Here is a 24051-nt window from a genome sequence, read left to right as displayed (position 1 = left end):
TGGCAGTACGGCCTTCCGTCTGGAGGGGTGTTGGCCAGAGTATTCATCAGTCACGCGAGCGCGGATCGCGAATGGGCCAGTGAGATTCGGGGCTGGCTGGTCGACGACGGGCACGAGGTCTTCCTCGACCTGCACCCGGTCGACGGGTTGATCGTCGGCGAGGAGTGGGAGCCCGAGCTCTACCGGCGGCTGCGCTGGGCCGATGCGGTGGTCTGTGTCGTCACCCAGACCTATCTCGAATCGGTGTGGTGCGCGGCCGAAGTCGGCATCGCGAAGGGCAACGGCAGCAGGCTACTGCCGGTCCGGGTGGCCGCCGATGTGGTCCATCCGCTGCTGAAATCGCTGCAGCAGTCCAATGCCGCGGCCGATCCAGTGGCGGCCAGGCAGAAACTCGTGGTGGCGCTGCGCAGGCTCGACGCGGGCGGCGGCCTCGGCTGGTCCGACGATCGATCGCCCTATCCGGGTTTGGCGGCCTTCGACACCGATCGGCATCGGGTGTTCTTCGGTCGTGCCCGCGAGGCCGCCGACATCGCGGAGTTGTTGCGCAAGCCGGCGACTCGCGCCGAGACGGCGATACAGTTCGTGATCGGCCCGTCGGGGTGCGGGAAATCCTCGCTGGTGCGCGCGGGCGTCATTCCGCTGATCGCCGAGGAATCATTGTGGGTGCCGCTCGAGCCGATGGTCCCCGGCACCGATCCGGTGGCCGCGCTGGCCCGATCACTCGCGGTCGCCCAGCGGCGCGCGGGAATCGACCTCGAGTCGGCATCGCTGCGAGAACGCTTGGTCGGCAACGGGCTTCGCGATATCGCCCAGGATATCCTGCTCGCCGAGCAGGCCGGGGTAGACGGCAAGCTGCTGCTGGTGATCGACCAGTTCGAGGAGTTGCTGCGGCGCACGGCAGCGCGGGATCGCGCCGATTTCGTCGACCTGCTCATTCCCGCGGTCGGCGGACCGCTGCAGATCCTTGCCACGCTCCGACCGGAATTCCTCGATCAGCTCGGCACCGATCCCGCGCTGTCGCGCATCCAGACCCGGACGCACCCGGTACAGCCGCTGCGCGAGAACGCGTTGCGGGAGGTCATCGAGGGCCCGGCCAGGGTGGCGGGCTTGACCATAGAAGACGGGCTGGTCGACGCGCTGCTCGCCGACACCGACACCGGCGAGGCTCTCCCCCTACTCGCCTTCACCCTGGAGCAGCTGTCCGACGGGCTGCGGCGCGGCGACCTGCTCTCCCATCGTCGCTATCGCGAAATCGGTGGTGTCCGAGGCGCTTTGACTCGTCAGGCGGATACCGCACTGGCGCAGGCACAGGCGACGACCGGTCATTCGCGCGACGAGATCATCGCGGTGCTACTGCGTTTGGTCACCGTCGACGAGAACGGTGTACCGACCCGCGATCGGGTCGCGCGCGCGGAATTGAGCGAATCGGCGCAGCAGGTGATCGACGCCTTCGTGACCCATCGGCTGCTCATCACCGCCGAGGAGGACGAAGGCATCGTCGTCTCGGCGGCACACGAGGCGTTCCTGCGGAACTGGTCACCGCTGAGCGAGGCGATCGCGGACCAGAGCGCGGCACTGCGGGCCCGGCGCGCCGTGGAAATCGCGGCGGCGGAATGGAAACAGGACGGCAAGCCGGTGCGCCTGTGGGAGCGTGACCGGCTTGCCGCGGCCATGAAGGACACCGGCGCTCACCTGCGCGTGCTGCCACGATCGCAACTGCACCACTGGCCGCCTCGACTCTGGCAACTCAGTACGACACGAGTCGAAACAAGTTCGCGGGCAAGGGAATTCCTCGAACACAGCTATCGGCGCGACCGCTTGCGCCGCGGCCGGGCGACGGTGGTGCTTTCGGCACTGCTGTGCGTCGCGCTGGTAGCCGCCGTTGTCGCGATCGTGCAACAACAGCACGCGGTGGCGCGGCAGCATACCGCGGTGGCGCGGCAATTGCTGGCGCAGGCGGATCAACTGCGCGATGTCGATCCGAGGACGGCGATCCGGCTCGGGCTGGCGGCCGATCGGATCGATCCGGGTAGTGAGACGCGGCAGTGGCTGATCAACATGCTGTCCACCACGCGATATGCGGGGACCATCGAAAGTCCCCCGAAAAACGTTGATCGACTGGACTTCTCGCCGGACGGGCGGACGCTCGCCATCCAGCAAACAGGTGGGACGGTGGCCCTCTGGGGCGTGTCCGACGCCGGCCGAGCACAGCCGCTCGGCGAACCGCTGACGGGCATCAGCGATACCACGGATGTCGCTTTTACCCCCGACGGCAGGACACTGCTCACCGGCGCGGGCCTCGACCTCAACGCCCGGGACGCACGCTCGGGCCAGTCGGGCCACAGCGAGCCGAGTTACGAATCATCCAGTGTGGGCGGCCTGATCCAATGGGACATCACCGATCCGGCGCATCCGCACACGAAAGTACGTGCAGCCCTCTCTATTCCGGCGAAACTCAAGTTCGTCTTCGCACCGGCGACGATGTTGGCGATCAGTAGCGCGTACACCGAGCCGACCACGTTATGGGATCTCACCGATCCCGAGCACCCGGCCCCAACGGCGACGATGCTGCCTGGCGAAGACAGCATCGAAACCGCCGAATTCTCGCCGGACGGCAAGCTTCTGGCGACCGCCACCATCAAAGCCCTCACCATATGGGACGTCTCCGACCGGCATTCCCCGCGTCCGGTCGGCGGAGCGGGGCTCGGACCGGCGGTCCTCCGACACCTGGCATTCTCACCCGACGGCCATCAGTTGGTGGTCTCACCCTCGACGGGCGGTGCCGCACGTTGGGACATCACCGACCCGGCGCACCCGCGTGCCCAACCAGGCATCGAAACGAGCTGGTCACGGCTGGCGTTCGCGCCGGCGGGCGATATCATCGCCGGAGTTGTGAACAACGGTGTCGCCCTATCGGTACTGGACAACACGGCAAACACGGTTCGAGCGGGGCCATGGCTGGTCGGCCAGCCCGCGGCGATTACCGCGATCGCGTTCTCGGCGAACGGAATTCTCGCGGTTGGCGGACCGGACGGCCGAACCACCCTGTGGACGATCGACGCACACACTCAACCACAGCCCATCGGTCGGCCATTCACGGGCGAAACAGGCATGGTCGCCGCTCCGTGCGGCGTCGCGACGAGTGGCGATCTCATCGCGGTCGGCGGCAGGAGCGGGAAAGTCGATCTGTGGGCGACTGGCAACCTCGGCATGCCGGTGCGCACCGCGACCTTCGACACCGAGCACTTCGATTACCTCAACGACAACCGAATCAGCTGTATCGCACTGTCACCGGACGGCAAGACCTTGGCGACGGGGGGTGCGGATCGGACGGTGGCGCTATGGGATGTCAGCGACCGCCAGCACCCTCGGCGCCTCGGCGTGCCCCTGACCGGGCTGGCGGAGAACGTGACCACACTCGCGTTCTCTCCCGACAGCAAGCGGCTCGCCGCAGGCAGTTACGAGAACTCGTTGGCATGGGATATCGAGATCAGGGATGCGCCGAAGCGGCTCGGGCGCGGGATCCGCGATGCGGTCATGTGGCAGATCTCGTTCACCGCGGACGGCCGGGTCCTCGCGATGGGCTGGGAACACAAGGAGCTGACCTTCTGGGACTTCACCGACTCCGACCGTCCGATTCGGCTCGGCGGCCTACCGCTCGAGCAAAACACGCAGATAGCGTATTCGCCGGTGACCGGAGTGCTGGTGGTCATCGAAAACCGCGCAGGACAGTTCTGGGACGTCGCCGACCCCGCGCACCCAGCACCGGTCGGCAACGCCGTACGACCCGACATCGGGGACTTCCACGCCCAATTCGATGCGACCGGAACGATTCTCGCCATCTACGGCAACCAGCAGGTGCAGATGTGGCTCGTCGGCGACCCGGCACATCCGACGCGGATCGGTGAGCCTCGGGATGCCGGGGCGTTCGACATCAAGTCGGTTACCTTCACCGCCGATTCGAAGCAGCTCATCACCGGCCACGAGAAGGGCGCTGTGGTCGACTGGGACCTGCGCCGGCTGCACGACCTTCGTCGAGATCCAGCCGAAATCGGTTGCCAGACAGTGGGTTCCGCCCTTGGGCCGGACGGCTGGCGCCAATACATCCAAGAGCTCCCCTACCGCGACACCTGCGGATGACAACAAGCCCTCATCCCATGGGTGCGAGCCGCACCACCCGGCTGAGCCTGGAGCGATCCGTGTAGTAGATGGTGTCGGACGAGTCCACCGTGACCGCGGCGATCTCGCCGAGGTCGGTGTACGGCAGTCGTTGCGGCGTCGCCGCGTCCGGCGGAAGGCGCCACAACGTGGCGGTTGTCGTCGAGGTCAAGTCACCGTCAGCCGAACTGAACTCCAGATCGTTATCCGCAAGCAACCGATTACCCCGGTGGTCGATCGCGATCGCGGTGACGTATTTCAGGTTCGGGATCGGCGTCGGCACCGCGGGTGACTTTCCGCCGCGGAAAGTGAGCAGGGTCGGGGCCGGATCCGAAACGAGGACGACGACATCGCCGTTGTCGGACACCGCGATCGGGGGGCGCAGGTGCTCGACGGTCGCCAGCACCTCGGCGGTCGCCGATCCCGCGGCCAGCTTGACGATCCGGGATTTCTCGGGATCGGTGGCGAACAGGGTGCCCGCGCGGTCGACGGCGATGCCCGCGTCCATCGCCGATCCGGCGGTCGACAGATCCTGACCCGCCGGGTCGGTGAGCGAAAGGGCAACGGTTGTCCGGCGATCCGCCGAAATCTTCATTACTCGCTGCATGTTGTAGTCGCCGACATACAACTCCCCACCCGGGCCGAACGCGACATTGTCCGGGCTCTTCAGCTCCGGTATCGGCAGCCGCTCCGGCCGGAAACTCCCGGCGGCCAGACGCTGAATGTGCTCGGACTCCGCCACATACACGTCGCCGTTCCGATCCACGACAATGCCTCTCGGCCCGGTCACGAGCATCGGCAGATCGGTCTGCGCCTGCCACCCCGTCGCCTGCACCACCCGCGGCGCGCTCGGCCAGCACGCCCACACCGCGATGACCACCCCGGCCAGCACCACGACGCCGATCAGCCACCGCATGGACAGCCGCGCCTTCATCCCTCGATTATCACGTAACTCTTTGTGCCGGATCGGCACAACGCCCACCACGCACGTGCTAATAGTGAGCAGTGCCGGAGACGGAACCGCAGGACGGGTCGGTGGACGAGAACGACCCCGTATGGGTGCGGTTGAACGAACAGCTGCGCTGGTACAGCACGAACGGCGCACAGGCACAGCGCATGTACAAGCGGGTCAAGTTCGCGCAGATCGCGGTCGGCGCCACGGTACCCGTGGTCGCCGCCCTTTCCGCCCCCGCCGGACTGACCGCCTCGATCGCCGCCCTCGTGGTGATCGCCGAGGGCGCCCAGCAACTATTCCAGTGGCACACCAATTGGCTGCGCTACCGCGGCACCGCCGAGACCTTGAAGCGAGAGAAGTACCTCTACCTGGCCGCCAGCGGCCCGTACCGATCGCCGGACCGGCGGTCGATCCTGGTCGAACGGGTCGAAGGTGTTGTCGGAAACGAGAACACGGGTTGGCTCTCCGAACAGGAACGGCGACCGGAAACAGCGGGCTGAGGGGAGTTTGTCCCTGCGGTCAACTGTTTAGTGGCGGCAGGTGACCTAGCTGGTCGATCACGCGTTGACGCAACAGGAGATACTCATCCCGTCGCCGCGGTAGTCGACCACGCGGACGTTGGACAACCCGGGGATTGGTGACGACCTGACCATCGCGGAACTGGCTACGGGTCAGGTCCAATTCGACGCCGGTGGTCAGGCGATTCCACCAATGGAAACCGTGCTGTTCCGCACCCGACCACACCTCACCGACGATCAGATCACCACCGAAGATGTCGTTGACGATCAAGGCCGTGATGTCGCATTGCCCCCACGCGGGATTCTCCGGCCGCCAACCCGCCCTGGCAACGTCATCCGGGGAACAGGTATCCCCCGCCCAACTCGCACGCAGAGCGCTGTCGATGGCGAGCAGATCCCAGACTGTCATGAGCAGCAGGATGCCATCAGCCACCGACACAAATCGCCCGCGCAGTGCCACATAGCGGCTCCCGCGAATGGACCCCTGCTACTGCACGGTATTCGGCACTATCTCCGAGTGTTGGCCGACCGCTGTAGTCATGGGGCTATGCGTGCGACGGCACCGGTTTCCAATGCGGTCCACACCGCGCCGTCGGGGCCGACGGTGATGCCGTGCGGTTCGGATTCCGGTGTGGCTAGGTCGAATTCGGTGATGGTGCCGTCGGAGCTGATCCGGCCGATCCGGTTGGCACCCCATTCGGTGAACCAGCAGTCGCCGGACGGAAGCGCGGCGATGGCATGCGGTTTCGCCGCCGGATCTGGCAGCGGGGACATTCTGATGGTGCCCGTCTGGGTGATATTGCCGACCCGGCCGGCGGCGATGTCCACGAACCACATCGTGTCGTCCGCGCCCCTGGTGATACCCACTGGCGCACCGGGATCGGGCAGTTCGTACAGCGTGGACTTGCCGTCGAGATCGATGCGGCCAATGGCGTTGGCTTGATTTAGGGCGAACCACAGTGCGTCATCGGGACCACACACGATCATCGCCGGGAACGCACCCGCAACGGGAAGGTCGAAGTGGGTGACCGCCCCCTCGAGTGTGATCCGGCCGATCCGACCGGAATTCATCTCGGTGAACCACATGGCCTCGTCCGGACCGGCACAGATACCGAACGGACCACTGCCCGAAGGTAATTCGAACGCCGACAGGGCACCATCGGTAGTGATGCGCCCAATATGGTCGTCGCCGGACCGAGTGAACCACAACGCTTCGTCCGCACCCGCCACAATGATCGACGGTCGACTCCCAGCCGGATATCGATCGACAGCCCCCTCCATAGTCACCCGCGCGATCTCACCACTGTGCACCAGCGTGACCCAGAGCGCACCATCCGCACCAGTGGTGATTCCGTAGGGCCCCGCCCCAGCGTCGGTCACCGAAAACTCCTGAACCACAAGATCATCAGACCGTCGCCACATCGCTGCTCCTTCCATCACAGGGCCTGTAGGACGAAAAACAGGAAGCAAGGGGCGGCCGTGAGGGCTTGGTATTCCTCGGGGAACAGGTCGCGGGCGGCGGGGACAGGTTGCGGCTCGCTGATGACGGAGACGTGGAAGCCTGCCGCGGTGAAGGCGTCGGTCATCGCGTGTAGCGGACGCGCCCAGAAGCTCATCGGGATGGTCTGGCCGCCGATGGTCCAGTCGAAGTTCCACTGGTAGGTCTCGAAGTAGTTGGGGTCGCGCCCGGCCAGGCGCTGCACGCCGTAGGCCACGAAGGGATGGTCGACCGAAACGAGGAGACGACCGCCGGTGGTCAGAACCCGTCGCAGTTCGGCGAGTGTCGGTCCCCAGTCCTTCAGGTAGTGCAGGACCAGGGACGCGACGACATCGTCGAACACGCCGTCGGAGAACGGCAGTGGGCGGGCCAGGTCGGCGAGCCGCAGGTCCGCGTCGGGACCGAGCCGTCGCCGAGCCAGCTCGAGCATTCCAGCACTCGCGTCGATGCCGGCCACCATGGCACCACGATCGCGCAACGCCGCGAACATCGGCCCCGAACCGCAGCCGGCGTCGAGAATCCGTCGCCCCGCCACGTCCCCGGCGAGCGCCAACATCGCGGGCCTTTCGTAGTGAGCGTTGAAAAGGTTGCCCTCGTTCTCCGCCGTGTACGCCTCAGCAAAGCTGTCATAGTCGTTCACCCGAACGGAAATTGCACGGTTATCTGGGACCGGAGTCATGCAGCCCATGCTGACACGCCAAGCTCGCCCACGCTCGGATCAACCATCGGAGTGTGCCACTGAATGTTGGTTCATCGCTAAGCGATGGGATTGGGCGACTTGGGTCGCTAATCGAGCGCTCGGGATCTACCGTGGAGATACGAATCATCCATGCGCTGGGGGGATTTCATGGATCTCGGTTTTCATCTCTCTACTTTCGAAATCGAGGGCGGTTCCGTCGCTTTCGCCGGGGAGCTGGGCCGGGTCGGTGTCGCGGCGGAGGCGTCGGGGGCTAGCTGGTTGTCGTTCATGGACCATTATTTTCAGATCGAGCTCACCGGGCTTCCGGCGGAGTCGGCCATGTTGGAGGGGTACACCACGCTCGGTTATCTGGCGGCGCACACCTCGACGATCGGGCTGGGCTTGCTGGTCAGCGGCGTGACTTATCGGCATCCCGGCCTGCTGGCCAAGATCGTGGCCACCCTCGATGTACTGTCCGGCGGGCGGGCGATACTCGGTATCGGCGCCGCCTGGTTCGAGCGCGAGCATCGCGGGCTCGGGGTGCCCTTCCCGCCGGTCACGGAACGGTTCGAGCGGCTGGAAGAGGCGGTGCGGATCTGCGCGCAGATGTGGGATCCGCAGCGCGACGGGCCATTTCAGGGCAAGCACTATCAGTTGGCCGAGACGCTCTGCGTACCACAGCCGATCAACCGGCCCAAGGTTCTCATCGCCGGTGGCGGGGAACGTAAGACGCTACGACTCGTCGCCGAATACGGTGACGCCTGCAATCTCGTCGGCTCGTCTCCGGAGGATGTCGGGCACAAGCTCGACGTCCTGCGACGCCATTGCGACGACGTCGGCCGGGACTACCGGGAGATCCGCACGACGATCATCGCCAGCAACCCGCGGCCGACGCCCGGCACGCTCGATGAATTCGTGCGCGGGATGGCCGATTACGCGAAACTCGGGGTGCACGAGGCCGTGGTCATCCCGATGGGTGGCGCACCGGCGGCGTGGATCGACGGCATGGCACCGGCCGTGCCGCGGCTCGCCGACCTCGGATAGCCGCTGTTCCCTCGGCCAACGCCATCAGCACAAAGCTGACCCGCGCTTGACGCCGCGATGGTGCCTGACGTACGCCGTAACAGCACCCGTGCCAAGATCATTGCCGCAAAGGAGCTTTCCATGCCCGGTGTCACGCTGACCGATCACTTCTTCTCCGTCCCCCTCGACCATGATCGGCCGGATGGCGAGCACGTCGAGATCTACGCTCGCGAGGTGGTAGCCACCGGACGCGAGCACGAGCGGCTTCCCTGGCTGCTGTATTTGCAAGGCGGCCCCGGCATGGTGCCGCCCCGTCCGGTCGGCCGGGACTCCTGGCTGGACCGCGCACTCGACGACTACCGCGTCCTGCTGCTCGACCAGCGCGGCACGGGCCGCTCCAGTCCGATCACCCGTCAAACGCTCCCGGCTCGTGGCGAACCCGCCGCGCAGGCCGACTACCTCACCCATTTCCGCGCCGACTCGATCGTCCGCGACGCCGAACTGATCAGGCGCGAATTGACCGATGAGCCATGGTCGGTGCTCGGCCAGAGCTTCGGCGGCATGTGCACCGTCACCTACCTCTCATTCGCACCCGAGGGCCTGCGCGAGGCGATAATCACCGGCGGCCTTCCCGGATTGCGCGTCACCGCCGACGAGGTCTACCGCGCCGCCTACCCCCGTGTGCACCGCAAGAACACCGCCTACTATCGCCGCTACCCGCAGGACGCCGCCTCGGTCCGCCGCATCGCCGCACACCTGATCGATCGCCCGGCACCAATGCCGGACGGATCCTGGCTCACCGTCGAAGCCCTCCAATCACTCGGGCTCATGCTCGGCACGAACGACGGCGCAGACATGCTGCACTACCTTCTCGAAAACACCTGGGCCGGAACGGAACTGTCCGACAGCTTCCTCGCCCGCACCGCGGCTTTGCTCAGCTACGCCCAACTGCCGCTGAACCCGCTCATGCATGAACTCAGCTACGCCCAGCGCGGCACCGGCGCCACGAACTGGGCAGCCGAGCGAGTGCGCGGCGAGTTCCCCCAGTTCGACGCGCGCACAGCGTTGGCCGGGAACGACCCGGTACTGTTCACCGGCGAGATGACCTACCCGTGTCATTTCGACCAACCTTGTCTCGCGCCGCTGCGCGAGCCCGCCGAGATGTTGTTCGCCCGCGGGACCTGGCCCGACCTCTACGATCCTCAGCGCCTGGCCACGAACGAGGTCCCCGTAGTTGCCGCCGTCTACCTCGACGACATGTACGTCGACGCCACGTACTCGCTACAGACCGCTGAGACCATCAGGGGCCTACGACTGTGGGCGACCAACGAGTACGAACACGACGGGCTTCGCGCCAGCGGCGGACGCGTCCTCGACCGTCTGCTGCGCATGCTGCGCGGCCAGATCTGAAGCGGAACGCCGACTGGTTCGTCGTGACGCGGCGAGTGCAGGCTGGGTTGGTCAGTGCACGCTTCATGGAACAACAGGTTCAGCTGTTCGAGGCGGAAGCGTCGATGCGAGCGACGACCGCGTCGAGCGCCAGATCCATCGCGAAATCGAACTCCGCTTGGCTGTCGAATCGCGCCAGGTAAGGAGCCGCCTCGACGACAGCGGGTAGCCCCGACTGCTCCAGCGTCGCTCGACGTGCGGCGATGCCGGGAATATCGGCGGTTCCGTAGGCGGGGCTCGCGTTTACCTCGCGCAACAGCGTGCCGACGAGGGTCGCCAGCACAGTACGCAACAAATGGACCGCCTCCTCCGGCTGGCAACCGGCGGCGCGGAGCACCTCCAGGACCGCCTGCGTCGGTGCCAATCCCTCTATCGATCCCAATTGCCGCGTGAGCACCAGCACCGCCGCCGCGGGATGCAGGAGCGCGCGACGACGGAACGCGTCCGCGATGGCACGCAGATCGGTGCGGAGATCACCACTGCGCGAGGGTAATTCGATCGAGCCGAGCAGATGCTCGACGACCGCGTCGAGCAGGCCATCCTTGCCGTCGACGTGGTTGTACAAGCTTTTCGGATCGACTCCGAGCACGCGGGCGACCGGCCGCACACCTACCGCGCCGACACCCTCGCTGCCGATGACGGCGAGGGTTGCCTCGACGATCCCCGCACGGGTCAGCTGGCCTGCACCTTTCGGGGGTCGCCCTCGGCGCACCGCTGGAACATGGCTGGTCATGAGGTCATGATGCCGCAATTCGTTGATTAAATCCACATCGTGGGTATATCGTCGGCGGTAAATAACCCACGCTGTGGATATAGAAGTTCACCCGCGTTCCCCAGGAGTCACCGATGTCGACACGATTCACCCTGCCACCCGAAGACATCCTGCGCGCACGGGAGAAACTCGTCCTCGACCATTTCCATGACGAAGTGCTCCAGGACTGGGACGCAACACTTTCCACGTTCCCGCATCCGCATTACGAGCTGATCGCCCCGATGGTCGTGCACGACGGCGACGACGAGGTGCGCGGCTACTACCGCGACACCCGCCGCGCCTTTCCCGACCAGGACCACGAGATCATCGCCCTGCGCCACAGCCACGACGCGGTGATCGTGGAATTCTGGCTGCTCGGAACGCATTTGGGTCCGCTCGGCAAGATCCCCCCGACCGGCTCGACCCATCGGACCAGGATGACGGCCTACTTCGTCTTCGACGAGCAGGAGAACCTGGCGATCGAGCGCATCTACTTCGACCAACTCACCGTCCTGAAACAGCTGCTCGGCGGGCTGGACAAACGCAACCCCCGCGACCTGCTCACGCTCGCCCGAGCGGTTGCCGGAGCCGTCGCCACCGCGGGCGCCCCGCCGGATCCGCGGCTGCTCAGCACCACACCACCGAACCTTGGTGCGTGAGATGAAAGTTCATCACCTCAACTGCGGCACCATGCGTCCGCTCGGCACCCCCGAGGGCCTGGTCTGCCACGTGCTGCTCGTGGAAACCGACACCGGCCTCGTGCTGGTGGACAGCGGACTCGGCCTGAGCGACGTCGCCGATCCGGCGGCCCGGTTCGGGCCGAGCCGCTTGTTCGTCCGTCCGCGCTTCGACGAAAACGAGTCCGCCATCCGGCAGCTCGAACGACTCGGCTTCGACCCGCGCGATGTCCGCGACATCGTCATCACCCACTTCGATGCCGACCACAGCGGTGGTCTCGCCGACTTCCCCTGGGCCAGAGTCCATCTCACCGCGATCGAAGCGAAAGCGGCACTGCACCCGAAAGGTTTCGTCGAAAAGGGCCGGTACCTGCCGACGCAACGTGACCACCACCCGAACTACGTGCTGCACACCCCCGGCGAGCCCTGGCGCGGTTTCGCCGCCGCCGAAGAGCTCACCGACATCGCGCCCGGCCTCGTCATGATCAGCCTGCCCGGGCACACCCGCGGCCACGCCGCCGTCGCCGTCGACATCGGCGAGCGATGGATCCTGCACGCCGGCGACGCGTTCTACCATCGAGGGCAGATCGACGGCACCGGCCAGGTGCCACGAGCACTGACGGCGATGGAACGCCTTGTCGCCCACGACATGTCCGCCGTCCGGGCGAACCACGAGCGCCTCGCCGAACTATGGGCCACTCCGACGCCCGGCCTACTGCTCGTCAACGCCCACGACCCCGTCCTTTTCCGCCGCGCCCAGCAATTCGGCGCAACCGATCATCCGGATCGACTGCACCAACCAGGTGACTAAATGCCTGTTGTCGAGGCAGACTTCCCAGACATGATCGATAATCCGCCGAAAACGCCAACCCTCGTCTGCGGCAACCGCACCCGCACCCAACCCGACGTCCTGCTTCGCGCAGGCCGACTGGGCTCGGCGATCCTGGCCGCCGGCATCGATCGCGGTGACAAGTGCGTCATCATGGCGCGCAACGACATCGAGTTCCTCGAGGTTTCGGTGGGCATCGCCGCCACCGGCGGCAACCCGCTGCCGATCAATACCCGGTGGACCGCAAGCGAAGTCGCGCACGTCCTGACCGACGCGCAGGTGCGCCTGATCTTCGCGCACACCGAATTCGTGCCCGTCGTCGAGGCCGCTCGCGAACTGGCGGGCTGCCCGGCCCGCATCGTCGAAATCGCCATGACCCAAGAGCTTCTCAGCGAGGGCGGCTGGGATCTCGCCCTGGCCGAGCCCACCGGCAGGCACGACTCGCTGGAGGATTGGATCGCCGCCCACCCCGAGCCGGTCGGGCACATCGACGGCGCTATCGTCCGATCCATGGGCGTCATCTACACCTCCGGCACCACGGGCAAGCCCAAAGGTGTTGCGCGCGAGCAGATGACGCCGCACCAGCTGCTGAGCATCGCGGGCGCGACCGCCCAGCGGATGGGCCTGGCACCCGGTGTGCCGATGCTCGTCGCCGGGCCGCTGTACCACACCTCCCCCAACGCCATCGCGGTGCTCGGGCTGCGCATGGGCGCCGACATCGTGATCATGCCCAAATGGGACGCCCGCACGTTCCTGCGGCTGGTCGACCACCACCGCATCCAGCAGGTCAAGATCGTGCCGACCATGGTCTCGCGCATTGTCAGCGTGCCCGCCGAAATCCGTGCCACCTACGATCTTTCGAGCCTCACCCACGTCATCCATTCCGCCGCGCCGTGCCCGCCCGCGCTCAAGCGGGCCGCCATCGAGCTGTTCGGCGATGCGCTCTGGGAGTTCTACGGGTGCAGCGAGGCGGGCACGATCACCTGGATCAGCGCCGCGGAATGGCTCGACCACCCCGGCAGCGTCGGCCGCGCCACCGACGGCTCGGCCGTCCGCATCGCCGACATGCAGGGCAACGCGCTGCCGGTCGGCGAGATCGGTCCCGTCTGGGTGCGCGGCGCCGACTACTGGCCACGCTTCGAATACCTCAACCACGGCGCACCGCACTCTCCCATCGAGGACATGCTGTGGGTCGGCGACCTCGGCTATCTCGACGAGGACGGGTTCCTCTATCTGACCGGCCGGGACGCCGAAGTGGTGATCCGGGGTGGGGTGAACATCTACCCCGCCGAGATCGAGAACGCCATCGCCGCCATGGACGAGGTCGAGGACGTCGCCGTATTCGGCATACCCGACACCGGCGACCTCGGCGAGCTAGTGGCCGCGCATATCCTGCCCCGCCCCGGTGCCGACCTCACCGCCGCTACGGTCCGCAAAACACTGTCCGGCCAACTCGCGGACTACAAGATGCCCGCCCGCATCGAGATCGTGCACTCGCTGCCCCGCGACGACAGCGGCAAGATCTACAAGCAGCAGATCCGAACCCGTTACGCCGCAGACATATCCGGTGCCGGGGCGCAAGGACGTCCCGGCTCCTAGGACCGCAGGTCGTTACGTGGGGCGGCGCGATCACGCCCCCCTTGGCCTGCCCTACCAGCCACTCTGCCGCTGAACACCACTACTCTTCGGCGCGCCGCGCCGGCGTTGCGGGCTAGAATGTAGCCGCATGATTTCCGGCTGCGGTGGTCGTTCAGTAAAGGGAGTCCGAGCGGTGGATCGCCGGAACAAGGGAATCAGCAGGCGCAGTGTGCTGGTGGCGGGTGGCGCGTCGATCGCGCTCACCGTGTTGGCGGAGCCGACACAGGCGATGTCGATCACGCGGCGGGTGTCCGCGGGCCCGGACGAGCCAGGGAAGCGCGCGGAACTGGCGGAACAGGCGATCGTGCAGCGGCACGTGCGCACGCTGTGGGGCCGGCCGCAGATGCGGCTCGGCATGCTGCTCTGGCCCGGGTCGCTGCTGGATCAGTCGTTCGTGCGCTGGTGCATGTGGTGGCAAGCCCACCTGCTCGATTGTGCGGTGGACGCCGCGTATCGCGCCCGCACCCCCGAACGCCTCAACCGGGTGGTCGCCATCGCGAACGGTATTCGGACCCGCAACCTCACCGGCTGGACCAATCGGTACTACGACGACATGGCGTGGCTGGTGCTGGCGCTCGAACGCGCCGACCGGCTGCTCGGCGTCCGGTTCGGCGACGCGGTTGGCGAACTGAAGGCCGGCTTGAACGAGGGCTGGAACCCGGACGTCGGCGCGGTGCCCTGGCGGGCGGGCGACGAGTACTACAACACCCCCGCGATCGGTCCGACCGGTATCGCGATGGCGCGTTTGGGTGAGCTGTCCCGCGCCGGAGAACTCGCCGAGTTCCTGAACACGCGGCTGCGCGACACCGCCAGCGGCCTGATCCTCGACGGTATCCATGAGCCCGGCGGACGAATAGAGGGCACCATTCTCACCTACTGCCAGGGCGTCGCCATCGGGTTGGAAACCGAATTGGCTTTGCGCACCGGCGAATCCGGCCATCGCAAGCGCGCGGCCGAACTCATCGCCGCCACCGGCGACCGGCTCACCCACGCCGGGGTGATCGCCGCGGCTGCCGGGGACGATTCCGGGTTGTTCATGGGCATCCTCGCCAGATATCTCGCGGAAGCCGCACTGGCGTTGGGCGACACCACCGCCGCGGACATCGTGCACGCCTCCGCGCGGGCCGCCTGGAAAAACCGCGCCGAGGTGGACGGACTACCGCTGTTCGGCCCGGATTGGACTCGCCCGGTCACGGTGCCGGAGCTGCCGGGCACGCTGTCCGAGCTCACTGTCCCGTCCGCCTCCTCCTCGGCGAATCTGAGCCGCGATCTCTCGGTGCAGCTGAGCGGATGGATGCTGCTCGAAGCGGATTACCAGCTCAGCGCCGCCGGGCGCTGAGTCAACGGCGGGCCGCCGCCGCGCGAAAACTCACCGAGCCGTTATCACACCGGAGTCCTATTCCGCGTCATACCAAGGGATTACCCGGAACGAGACGTCGGCCGATAGCGTCGGGCGTATCGACATCGTCTTCTCGCCCTGATGCGCCGAGCAATCCCCGCTGGGTCAGATCTCCGATCGACATCGAGGACGGACCGACGTGGCATCTCCAACCCAGCGCTCAGGAAAGATCTATGACGACATCGGCTTTGGTCCCAGAGTCAGCTCCACGGTCACCGCGGCGCAGCGCCGCCGACGGTGATTATGCCCGGCTGTTGCGCCGGATCTCCGGCGCGGGCCTGATGAATCGACGTCCCGTTTACTATGCCGTTCGGCTCAGCCTCGTCGGGCTGGCATTCGTCGCCGGTTGGGTGGCGTTCGTCCTGGTCGGCGACTCTTGGTGGACGCTGCTGATCGCGGCGTGCATGGCCGTGACGTTCGCCCAGGTCGCCCTCGTCATGCACGATGTGGCGCACCGCCAAGTCTTCCGGCTGCGCGGGCCGACCGAGATCGTCGGCCGGATCGTCGGCAACGCGGGCATCGGCCTGGCCTATGGATGGTGGCAGGACAAGCACACTCGGCATCACGCCAATCCGAACCACGAGGAGCTCGATCCCGATGTCGCGCCCGACATTCTGGTCTGGTCACAACGGCAGGCGCGGGCCAGCCATGGGCTGGCTCGTCTCATCGGCCGCGCGCAGGCCTTTCTGTTCTTTCCCCTGCTCTTGCTGGAGGGCCTGAACCTCCATGTGGCCGGCGTGCGCGCGCTCAGCAATCGGTCGGTCAAACGGCGTGTGCTGGAGGGTGCACTGCTCTTCGGCCACTTCGCCGGTTATCTGACGGCGCTGTTCGCGGTGTTGCCCGCCGACAAGGCCGTCGCGTTCCTCGCGGTGCACCAGGCGCTGTTCGGCCTGTACATGGGCTGCATCTTCGCCCCGAACCACAAGGGCATGCCGACCCTGACCGGCGACGAACGCCCCGACTACCTGCGTCGGCAGGTACTGACCTCGCGCAACGTGCGGGGTGGCCTGCTCACCGACATCGCCCTGGGCGGGTTGAACTATCAGATCGAACACCACCTGTTTCCGAGCATGCCGACACCGAATCTGCGGCACGCCCAGGTGATCGTCCGCGACTACTGCGCCGAAATCGGCGTGGCGTACCACGAGACCGGGCTGATCGCCTCCTACGGTGAGGCGCTGCGGCACCTGCACCACGCGGGCGCGCCGATCCGCGCCGCCGACTGAACCCGAAACCGTCTCGACGCGTGGACCTTTGGGCGCCGTGCGCCCAGCCGCTATCAGCATGTGAGGACCGCGGCACTGCTACTCGGAACGCAGCCCCAAGGCATTCAGCCACAGATGCGTGAGCGTCGCCGCGGTGTCGTCGAGTGAGATTCCCGTCTTCGACGCCTGATAAAAGGCGCGCTCGGTCATCCACACGAGTGCGGTCGTCACGGCATGCGCGCCGGTCGGGCCGTCGTCATCGGAGAGCCCGGCGCGTTCGGCGATGGCCTGGGTGATGTCGCGGATAGCCGCGACGGCCGAATGCCAGCTCGCACCGATGGCCTCGACGGTAGGGCTGAGCTCCACGGCGGCGCGCATGACATCCCCGTGATCGCGCCACATGTCGCGGGTCTGCCCGACGCTGCGGCGCAGGGCGAGCGCTGGTTCGCCCGAGCCGTCGGCGGCCTCGATCTCCGCGCGCAGCGTGACAACGGTTCGTTCGACCAAGGCGGCCAGAACCGCGTTCTTGGAGCCGAAATAGAAGTAGAACGCACCCCGGGTGATGCCAACGGCCTTGGTGATCGTCTCGATCGTCATCCGATCGAATCCCAGGGTGTCCAACTGCTCTTCGGCGGCGTCGAGAATGGCTCGCTCGCGCTGATCCCCCTTGGAAGGCGCGGTGCGGCGGCGGGTGGTTCCGGTCTCGGGCACGGCGCTCACTCTACCCCGAGGCAACAATTTTCTACGCAGTGCCAATTTTATCTATCGGAGTGTAGATTCTCTGGCATGACCGATCGAACAGCCGTTAAAACCTTCCTCATCACCGGCGTGAGCTCGGGCCTCGGGCAGGCCATCGCACGTCAGGCCATCCAGGACGGCCACGTGGTGGTGGGCACGGTTCGGCGCGAAGCGGACGCCGCGGAATTCCGGGCGCTTGATGCCGGCCGCGCCATCGCGCGCATTCTCGACGTCACCGACGACGAGGCGGTCCTGGACACGGTGCACAACATCGAAGCCACCGTCGGCCCGATCGATGTCGTCATCGCCAACGCCGGGTACGGCCACGAAGGGGTATTCGAGGAATCACCGCTGACCGAACTGCGAAACCAGTTCGCGGTCAACGTCTTCGGAGCGGTGTCCACCATCAAGGCGGTGCTGCCGCACCTGCGGGCCCGGCGCTCGGGCCACATTCTGGGCATCACCTCCATGGGCGGGCTGATGACCGTGCCCGGCCTGGCGTACTACCACGGCAGCAAGTACGCCCTGGAAGGCATCCTCGAGACGCTCGGCAAAGAGGTCGCCGGGTTCGGCATCCACGTCACGGCCGTCGCGCCCGGCTCGTTCCGCACCGACTGGGCGGGGCGGTCCATGATCCGCACCGACCGCTCCATCCCCGACTACGACGAGCTGATGGATCCGGTACGCGCCCACCGTCGAGCCGCCGACGGCAATCAGCTCGGCGATCCGGAAAAGGCCGCGGCCGCGATACTTTCGGTCATCGACGCCGCGAACCCGCCGGCGCACCTGGTGCTCGGCTCCGACGCCCTGCGACTGGTACGAGCCGGCCGAGCGGCCGTCGACGCCGAGATCGACACGTGGGCCGACCTCTCGCGCACCACCGACTCTGCCGACGGCGCGCAACTGCCTGGTTAAGCCGACGGGCGCCAACGCATTTCGACGAACGCGATAATGCACGACCTACGCTTGAATAACCTCGATCCCCACCAGCGCGTTCAACGAATCACAACTGGCCCAGGACTGATTCTGCCCATATTGAATCGGACCGTACTTCCAGTAGGTGAAGGGGACCGGCCACGCGACGCACGTGAGCTTTACCTGATGCCAGGTCGGCAGCTCACAATTCGACATCCCGCCGGTATTGAAGATGTTGTACACGTGACAGTTGGCCTGCCACACCGGTACATCAGCCTGGGCAACGCCACCACCAGCGAACACAGCGGCCGCGGCTGCGGTGGCAACGGCGGCGCCGGCAGTAAGCCGTTTCGCAGATAGCATTCCGAACCTCCTGAATAGGTGTTGTCTGGAACACATCGCATACGCGTCGCACTTGTTACTGGAAAAACCGGTGACGCGCACTGTCAGGAAGGGGGTTGTTTCATATCGGCCGCCCCCACGACCACTTTGAATTCCCATGACCATCGCCATATCCACGACCATTTCCACGGCCACCACGACCTGACGTTCGCCGAAAGTGCCGGATCGGCGTCGCGCGGCGCAACGCCACCCGCGACGATGGCAGCAACGATCGCGCTAACCAGGACGGTGGTCAGAATCGAGGACAGTCTGGTCCATCGGGCAGCGCGCGAGCTGATCGAATCTGTATGCGGCATAAGCCCATCCCCCCGGGCGATTGCGATTCGTCTACAACCGCCCCATCTTCTCAAAGATGTGTAGGCGCCGTCAGCGGATTGCGTTCGCAGGATGGGGCTTTGGACTGCGTTATTGGCGCGACCGACCGCATTACGGTGTGTCGGGTCCAATCCTGCGCGGCTTGGCCATGCGCCGGATGCCTGCGGCCGGGGCGTCGCGACCGGCTCGTTTCCGCCGTGACGCACCGAAATCGATAATGCTCGCGTCCTGCCCGGCGCCGCCCTGGTCGTCCTGCGAGCCCGCGTCGGCAGGCCACGCACCTGTCTCACCCTGCAGTTCGGATCGCGTCACCGGCCGGGTCGGTGGGGCGTCGGAGGCGGAGCCGCCCTCCGAACGCCACGTCTTGCGTGGCCGCTCGGCGGCATCCTCGGTCATGCGCCGCGGGCGATGCGGCAGCCGGATCAGTTTCGACTCCCCCGCCTCGGCGCGATCAGGCTCGGCCGCCTTCAGTCCTTCGAGCTTTCTACGCAAACGTTCCACCGCGTCAAACCTGTTCTCACCAGGCCCAGGCAAGGATCCCTGTCCCGGCTCGTCCCGCTCCGACATCGAGCTACCAGCCGACGAATGCCGTGGCACCCGCCGACGCCACGACCGTTGATACCCCGAGCTGATCTCCGAATTTCATCTTTAGTGCGTCACTCACGACCCTCATTCTCCCTCAGGACCGCCGCGCACGTTTTCTGCCCCTTCCCCACTCGGTATCCGCGGCCGCGGATCGTCGGCCGATCGACACGCCGGAGCAGCCGAGACCGTCCCGTCGCGCGAAAGACATTGAAGCCACGCCGAGTTGATTCCAGTTGGGCGTAGTTTGGTCAGCGGACATAACATCACGCCGTGGCCGCGGGCCCCGTATCGCGCCGTGCCACAGCTGGTTCTCTGATCGGAGGAATGCCGTGCGCGCTGAGGGAGATTCCTGGGACATCGTGAGCAGCGTCGGTGCCACCGCACTCGGCATCGCCGCGGCCCGGGCCATGGAGACCGCCAAACCCGAACCGCTGGTGCGCGACGAGTACGCCGCGTAGCCGTCGGCGGATCGGCGCGAGGTCCCCGTGGACCTGCGCGAGGACTGGCCCACCACCCTGACCGACGCGGGTTTCGACGCGTCCGCGCCCACCGCGTGACTGGCCGAGGGCCTGTTGCCGTATCTGCCGGGCGCGGCGCAAGAGGGGCTGTTCGACCAGCGAGCTGTTCTACACCGACCACCGCATCGAGCCCGAGGACTGGTTCGCCGCGCGCGGCTGGTCGGCGAACCCGGCGAAGGTGCCCGAACTGGCGGCCCGCTACCACCGCGAACTACCGCCGATCCCGGAACCGCTCGCGGCGATGTTCCATAGTTCGCGCTGGGTGACGGTGGCGAAGCCGCGCACATCATGACGTAGTCCGTACGCATCCGACCGCCCGTAGTGCGCGATTCGACCGCACCCGGCGTCGGCCGAATTCCGTGTCCGCCAACAGATCCACGACCGCTGTGGGCGCGTTGCCCCCGCGCCGCAACTCATGCCTACGCGGGGTATCGGGCGTCCGCTTCGCCGCTGCCGTGGTGCATATTCCAGAGCAGGTCGGCGAGATGGGCCGGGTCGACGGTAGGCACCTCCCAGAACGGCTCGCCCGCAGCCTTGGCCCGCTCCATCTCGGTGTGCCAAGCGCTGTTCTCGATGGCCGCACCGATGTAAAGGCCGCCGACATACACGCCTTTCTCGGCCACCTCGGCATGCAATGCCTGGAGATAGTTGCGTTGCGCGGCGAGGGCGAGACCGCCCGCGACGCGCGGATTCCCCTGTAGCGCGCTGGCGCCCTGCGCGCTCAGGATCGCGCCGTCCCCTCGAACGATCATGGCAGGCAAGAACTCTCGCACCAGCTCGAGCAGGGTGTAGACGCCGAGCGACATGAGGTCTTGGACGCGCTGCGGCGTCAGGTCGAGCACTGGGACGAACCCGTTGGCGGCTGCGCCGTAGTAGAACGCGTCGAGATCGCCGACCGCGGCGCGAATCTGTGCGGCCAGCGCGGGAACGGCATCGGTGTCGGCGAGGTCGGCGATGATGACGTGCGCCGTCGCACCCAACTCCTTGGCGAACGATTCGAGCGGTTCCCGGCGTCTGGCGACGAGCACCACGTCGTAACCGTCCCGTGCGTAGCGGCGCGCGACGGCTTGGCCGAGGCCCGGACCCGCGCCGAATACTGCGATTGTCTTGGACATGAAACACCTTCGGTAGCAACGAAAATCGATAACACTCGTCATGGTATCTGATCATCAGCAATACTGACGATCAGAAACGTATATGGTTATGCCGTGCCCGACCACCCGACGCCCACTGAAGGCGAAGTCCCCCGGCTGGGGTATCTGCTGAAACACGCAGCCCTGCGATACGGCGAACTGACGTCGACGAAACTCGAGCCCCTCGGCATCGCACCGCAGGAGTGGGCGGCACTGAACTGCTTGGACGAGCAGCACGGTCACTCCCAGAAGGAAGTCGCGGAGCTGCTCGGCATCGACCGCACGACCATGGTCGCGTTGATCGACCAACTTCAGACACAGGGCTGGGTCGAGCGTCGGCCGCATCCCGGTGATCGTCGCAAGAACACCGTCCTCCTCACCAAGAAGGGACGGGATATGTTGCGGCGCGGCGGGCGCGTCATCGATGAGTGCGAGCGGCAGTTCCTGGCCGCGCTCCGCGGACCGGCCGCCGAACAGCTGAAGAACAACCTGCACACCGTGATCGTGGCGAACCAGTAGCGCTGATCTCCGGCATCCGCCCGTCGTTGCGCGCGCGTGTCAGTGGGTATCGGTAGCGTCTGGTGCTGTGGAAACTGGGGAACATATCCAAGAGCTCGCGGACCGCATCGTGGCGCTGCGCGACGCCTACTACCAGGGCTCGCCGCTGGTCGCGGACGCCGATTACGACGCGATCGAGGACGAGCTACGTGCCCTGATCGAGGCGCACCCCGACCTCACGCCGGACCCGAATCCGCTGGAGCAGGTCGGCGCGCCCGCAGTGCTGCACGCCCCGATCCGGCATTCGCGGCCGATGCTGTCGCTGGAGAAGGCGACCAAGCCCGAGCAGGTCGAGGCTTTCTTCAACCGCTTCCCCGGCCAGTCGGTGGTGGTGATGCCGAAGCTCGACGGCTTGTCCCTGGCCCTGGTCTTCGAGGACGGCAGGCTGGCCCGTGCGGTGACCCGCGGCGACGGCACCACCGGTGACGACGTGACCACGCTGGTCCGCGCGCTGGTCGACGGCATCCCCGAGCGGATCGACGTCCCCGGCCGGGTGGAGGTGCGTGGCGAGGCGGTGATGCTGCGCTCGACCTTCCTCGCCTACAACACGGCGCATCCGGACAAGCCGCTGATCAATCCGCGCAACGCCGCGGCGGGCACGCTGCGGGCGAAAGATCCGGCGACCGTCGCCGAGCGGCGCTTGCAGTTCTTCGGCTTCGACTTGGATGCCGCTGATGATGACGCCGCCGTCGATCTGGAGGAGGGCCTTCGGGCGCTCGGGATCGCGGGCGCGCAGATGCGGCACTGCGCCGACGCCGCGCAGGCGCAGGCGGCGATCACCGCGATCGAGCAGGGCCGCAACGACTTGGACTACGACCTCGACGGCGCGGTGCTGCGCCTGGCCGACCGAGATGCCTACGCGGCGGCCGGAACTCGGTCGAACTCGCCACGCGGCGCGCTGGCGTTCAAATTCGCCGCCGAGGAGAAAACCACCCTGCTGCGCGAGGTGATCTGGGACGTCGGCAAGACGGGCAAGATCGTGCCGGTCGCGTGGTTGGAGCCGGTATTCGTCGGCGGCACGACGGTGACGAAGGCGACGCTGGCCAATCAAGAGGTGATCAAGGCCCGCGACATCAAGGTCGGCGACACGGTGCTGGTGCGCCGCGCGGGTGACGTGATCCCGTTCGTGGCAGGCGTACTCGATGCCGCCAAACGCACCGGCGAGGAGCGCGAGATCGTGCCGCCCGCCGTCTGCCCGTCGTGCGAGCAGCCGGTGACCGAGCAGGGCAACAGTCGAGAACTGTTCTGCACCAACGTTTCCTGCCCCGCGCAGACGGTGCGCAGGCTGATCCACTGGGCGTCGCGGGCGGCCGCGGACATCGACGCCATCGGTGGCGTGTGGATCGAACGCCTTGCCGAGGCGGGCATCCTGGAGAACCCGTCGGACTTCTACACGCTCACCAAGGAGCGCCTGCTCGAATTCGACCGCATCGGCGAGGTTTCCGCCGCGCGGATGATCGACTCGATCGACGCCAGCCGCCAGGTCGGCCTGCGCCGCGCGCTGATCGGCTTGGCGATCCCGATGGCCTCCGACGGCACCGCCGCGCGTCTGGCCCGCTCGGGATTCGGCTCACTGGAAGAGGTCGCCGACGCGGGCGAGGAACGTCTGGTAGCGGTGGAGGATATCGGGCCGAAGGTGGCGGCCTCGTTGGTCGCGCACCTCACCCGCCTGCGTCCGGAACTGGAACGGCTGCGCGCGGCGGGCGTCTCCCTCGACGTACGCGAGGAAGACCTGCCCCCGGTCATCGCCGCCGGCGCACCACTCGAAGGCAAGACGGTGGTGATCACCGGCGCCATCAGCGACCCGCGCTCCGGCGAGAAGGTCGCCCGGCCCACGTTCCAACGCCTGTGCGAGCAGGCGGGCGCGACGACGGCCTCCTCGGTTTCGGCGAACACCGACATGCTCATCACCGGCGCGGGCGTCGGCGACAGCAAGCTGACCAAGGCGGAGAAGCTCGGCGTCGAGATCGTCGATCAGGGCGAGATCTGGAATCTACTGATCGCCGCCAAGGTCGTTTAGGCCCCGCCGGGCGCATATCTCGTATGCGCGGGGCCCGGCGGGTCGGTACGGCGCTGACGGCCCCCGATAAACCAGGCTCCGGGCCCCG

The 24051-nt window shown here is 66.7% G+C and carries 21 protein-coding genes and 1 pseudogene; 13 read left to right on the top strand and 9 right to left on the bottom strand.

Annotation, left to right across the window (positions count from 1 at the left end; translation table 11 throughout):
• The first annotated feature begins 30 nt into the window (after nucleotides 1-30).
• The gene (locus tag ACIA8C_RS20945; protein WP_397137043.1) at nucleotides 31-4140 is read left to right on the top strand and encodes a TIR domain-containing protein; all 4110 of its coding nucleotides are present in this window, start codon (nucleotides 31-33) and stop codon (nucleotides 4138-4140) included.
• Between the two features lie 10 nt (nucleotides 4141-4150).
• Here the strand turns inward: ACIA8C_RS20945 and ACIA8C_RS20940 are convergent, their stop codons facing one another.
• Nucleotides 4151-5092 (bottom strand): hypothetical protein, encoded by a 942-nt coding sequence (locus tag ACIA8C_RS20940; RefSeq protein WP_397137041.1) that lies wholly within the window; start codon nucleotides 5090-5092, stop codon nucleotides 4151-4153.
• 71 nt (nucleotides 5093-5163) lie between these two features.
• Between ACIA8C_RS20940 and ACIA8C_RS20935 the strand changes: the two genes are divergently transcribed.
• Nucleotides 5164-5613 carry a DUF4231 domain-containing protein gene (locus tag ACIA8C_RS20935; RefSeq protein WP_397137039.1) on the top strand — a complete coding sequence of 150 codons (450 nt, stop codon included), beginning with the start codon at nucleotides 5164-5166 and terminating at the stop codon, nucleotides 5611-5613.
• A 19-nt stretch (nucleotides 5614-5632) separates the two neighbouring features.
• On the opposite strand, the gene ACIA8C_RS20930 is transcribed toward ACIA8C_RS20935, so the two are convergent.
• The 3 genes from ACIA8C_RS20930 to ACIA8C_RS20920 form a co-directional block, all read right to left on the bottom strand.
• Nucleotides 5633-6040, bottom strand: coding sequence for a hypothetical protein (locus tag ACIA8C_RS20930; RefSeq protein ID WP_397137037.1), 408 nt, complete (start codon nucleotides 6038-6040; stop codon nucleotides 5633-5635).
• 128 nt (nucleotides 6041-6168) lie between these two features.
• On the bottom strand, nucleotides 6169-7053 hold the full coding sequence (locus tag ACIA8C_RS20925) for a virginiamycin B lyase (protein WP_397137035.1): 885 nt from the start codon (nucleotides 7051-7053) through the stop codon (nucleotides 6169-6171).
• Nucleotides 7054-7067: 14 nt separating this feature from the next.
• Entirely contained in the window at nucleotides 7068-7769 is a 702-nt protein-coding gene (locus ACIA8C_RS20920) for a class I SAM-dependent methyltransferase (protein WP_397137033.1), read from the bottom strand.
• A gap of 207 nt (nucleotides 7770-7976) precedes the next feature.
• On the opposite strand from ACIA8C_RS20920, the gene ACIA8C_RS20915 reads away from it, so the two are divergent.
• Both ACIA8C_RS20915 and ACIA8C_RS20910 read left to right on the top strand, forming a co-directional pair.
• The gene (locus ACIA8C_RS20915) at nucleotides 7977-8852 is read left to right on the top strand and encodes an LLM class F420-dependent oxidoreductase (RefSeq protein ID WP_397137433.1); all 876 of its coding nucleotides are present in this window, start codon (nucleotides 7977-7979) and stop codon (nucleotides 8850-8852) included.
• A gap of 120 nt (nucleotides 8853-8972) precedes the next feature.
• The gene (locus ACIA8C_RS20910; RefSeq protein WP_397137031.1) at nucleotides 8973-10241 is read left to right on the top strand and encodes an alpha/beta fold hydrolase; all 1269 of its coding nucleotides are present in this window, start codon (nucleotides 8973-8975) and stop codon (nucleotides 10239-10241) included.
• 79 nt (nucleotides 10242-10320) lie between these two features.
• Here ACIA8C_RS20910 and ACIA8C_RS20905 read toward each other — a convergent pair whose 3' ends face one another.
• On the bottom strand, nucleotides 10321-11013 hold the full coding sequence (locus ACIA8C_RS20905; RefSeq protein ID WP_397137029.1) for a TetR/AcrR family transcriptional regulator: 693 nt from the start codon (nucleotides 11011-11013) through the stop codon (nucleotides 10321-10323).
• A gap of 113 nt (nucleotides 11014-11126) precedes the next feature.
• Here ACIA8C_RS20905 and ACIA8C_RS20900 point away from each other — a divergent pair, with 113 nt between their 5' ends.
• The 5 genes from ACIA8C_RS20900 to ACIA8C_RS20880 all read left to right on the top strand — a co-directional run bounded on the left by ACIA8C_RS20900 (nucleotide 11127) and on the right by ACIA8C_RS20880 (nucleotide 16800).
• Entirely contained in the window at nucleotides 11127-11690 is a 564-nt protein-coding gene (locus ACIA8C_RS20900) for an ester cyclase (protein WP_397137027.1), read from the top strand.
• A 1-nt stretch (nucleotide 11691) separates the two neighbouring features.
• Complete coding sequence (locus tag ACIA8C_RS20895) at nucleotides 11692-12519, top strand: MBL fold metallo-hydrolase (RefSeq protein ID WP_397137025.1); 828 nt, start codon at nucleotides 11692-11694, stop codon at nucleotides 12517-12519.
• 30 nt (nucleotides 12520-12549) lie between these two features.
• Nucleotides 12550-14136: an AMP-binding protein gene (locus ACIA8C_RS20890; RefSeq protein WP_397137023.1), complete on the top strand. Its 1587-nt coding sequence runs from the start codon at nucleotides 12550-12552 to the stop codon at nucleotides 14134-14136.
• 172 nt (nucleotides 14137-14308) lie between these two features.
• Nucleotides 14309-15514 carry a glycoside hydrolase family 76 protein gene (locus ACIA8C_RS20885; protein ID WP_397137021.1) on the top strand — a complete coding sequence of 402 codons (1206 nt, stop codon included), beginning with the start codon at nucleotides 14309-14311 and terminating at the stop codon, nucleotides 15512-15514.
• 233 nt (nucleotides 15515-15747) lie between these two features.
• The gene (locus ACIA8C_RS20880; protein ID WP_397137019.1) at nucleotides 15748-16800 is read left to right on the top strand and encodes a fatty acid desaturase family protein; all 1053 of its coding nucleotides are present in this window, start codon (nucleotides 15748-15750) and stop codon (nucleotides 16798-16800) included.
• Between the two features lie 78 nt (nucleotides 16801-16878).
• Here the strand turns inward: ACIA8C_RS20880 and ACIA8C_RS20875 are convergent, their stop codons facing one another.
• Nucleotides 16879-17490 (bottom strand): TetR/AcrR family transcriptional regulator, encoded by a 612-nt coding sequence (locus tag ACIA8C_RS20875; RefSeq protein WP_397137017.1) that lies wholly within the window; start codon nucleotides 17488-17490, stop codon nucleotides 16879-16881.
• Nucleotides 17491-17565: 75 nt separating this feature from the next.
• On the opposite strand from ACIA8C_RS20875, the gene ACIA8C_RS20870 reads away from it, so the two are divergent.
• Nucleotides 17566-18432: an oxidoreductase gene (locus ACIA8C_RS20870; RefSeq protein WP_397137015.1), complete on the top strand. Its 867-nt coding sequence runs from the start codon at nucleotides 17566-17568 to the stop codon at nucleotides 18430-18432.
• Between the two features lie 45 nt (nucleotides 18433-18477).
• Here ACIA8C_RS20870 and ACIA8C_RS20865 read toward each other — a convergent pair whose 3' ends face one another.
• Nucleotides 18478-18972: a hypothetical protein gene (locus ACIA8C_RS20865; protein ID WP_397137013.1), complete on the bottom strand. Its 495-nt coding sequence runs from the start codon at nucleotides 18970-18972 to the stop codon at nucleotides 18478-18480.
• 288 nt (nucleotides 18973-19260) lie between these two features.
• On the bottom strand, nucleotides 19261-19641 hold the full coding sequence (locus ACIA8C_RS20860; RefSeq protein ID WP_397137011.1) for a hypothetical protein: 381 nt from the start codon (nucleotides 19639-19641) through the stop codon (nucleotides 19261-19263).
• Nucleotides 19642-20021: 380 nt separating this feature from the next.
• On the opposite strand from ACIA8C_RS20860, the pseudogene ACIA8C_RS20855 reads away from it, so the two are divergent.
• Nucleotides 20022-20363: pseudogene (locus ACIA8C_RS20855) on the top strand (class I SAM-dependent methyltransferase); the annotation flags it as partial.
• 308 nt (nucleotides 20364-20671) lie between these two features.
• Here ACIA8C_RS20855 and ACIA8C_RS20850 read toward each other — a convergent pair.
• Entirely contained in the window at nucleotides 20672-21367 is a 696-nt protein-coding gene (locus ACIA8C_RS20850) for an SDR family NAD(P)-dependent oxidoreductase (protein WP_397137009.1), read from the bottom strand.
• Nucleotides 21368-21460: 93 nt separating this feature from the next.
• Between ACIA8C_RS20850 and ACIA8C_RS20845 the strand changes: the two genes are divergently transcribed.
• Nucleotides 21461-21904, top strand: a complete 444-nt coding sequence (locus tag ACIA8C_RS20845) for a MarR family winged helix-turn-helix transcriptional regulator (protein ID WP_397137007.1) — start codon at nucleotides 21461-21463, stop codon at nucleotides 21902-21904.
• A 67-nt stretch (nucleotides 21905-21971) separates the two neighbouring features.
• Nucleotides 21972-23963 carry an NAD-dependent DNA ligase LigA gene (gene ligA, locus ACIA8C_RS20840; protein WP_397137005.1) on the top strand — a complete coding sequence of 664 codons (1992 nt, stop codon included), beginning with the start codon at nucleotides 21972-21974 and terminating at the stop codon, nucleotides 23961-23963.
• Nucleotides 23964-24051 lie beyond the last annotated feature (88 nt).

This window comes from Nocardia sp. NPDC051321 (assembly GCF_044455225.1).
Lineage (GTDB): Bacteria > Actinomycetota > Actinomycetes > Mycobacteriales > Mycobacteriaceae > Nocardia.
Note: the sequence above shows the minus strand (reverse complement) of the source record. Positions and strands in the feature narration are given on the sequence as shown.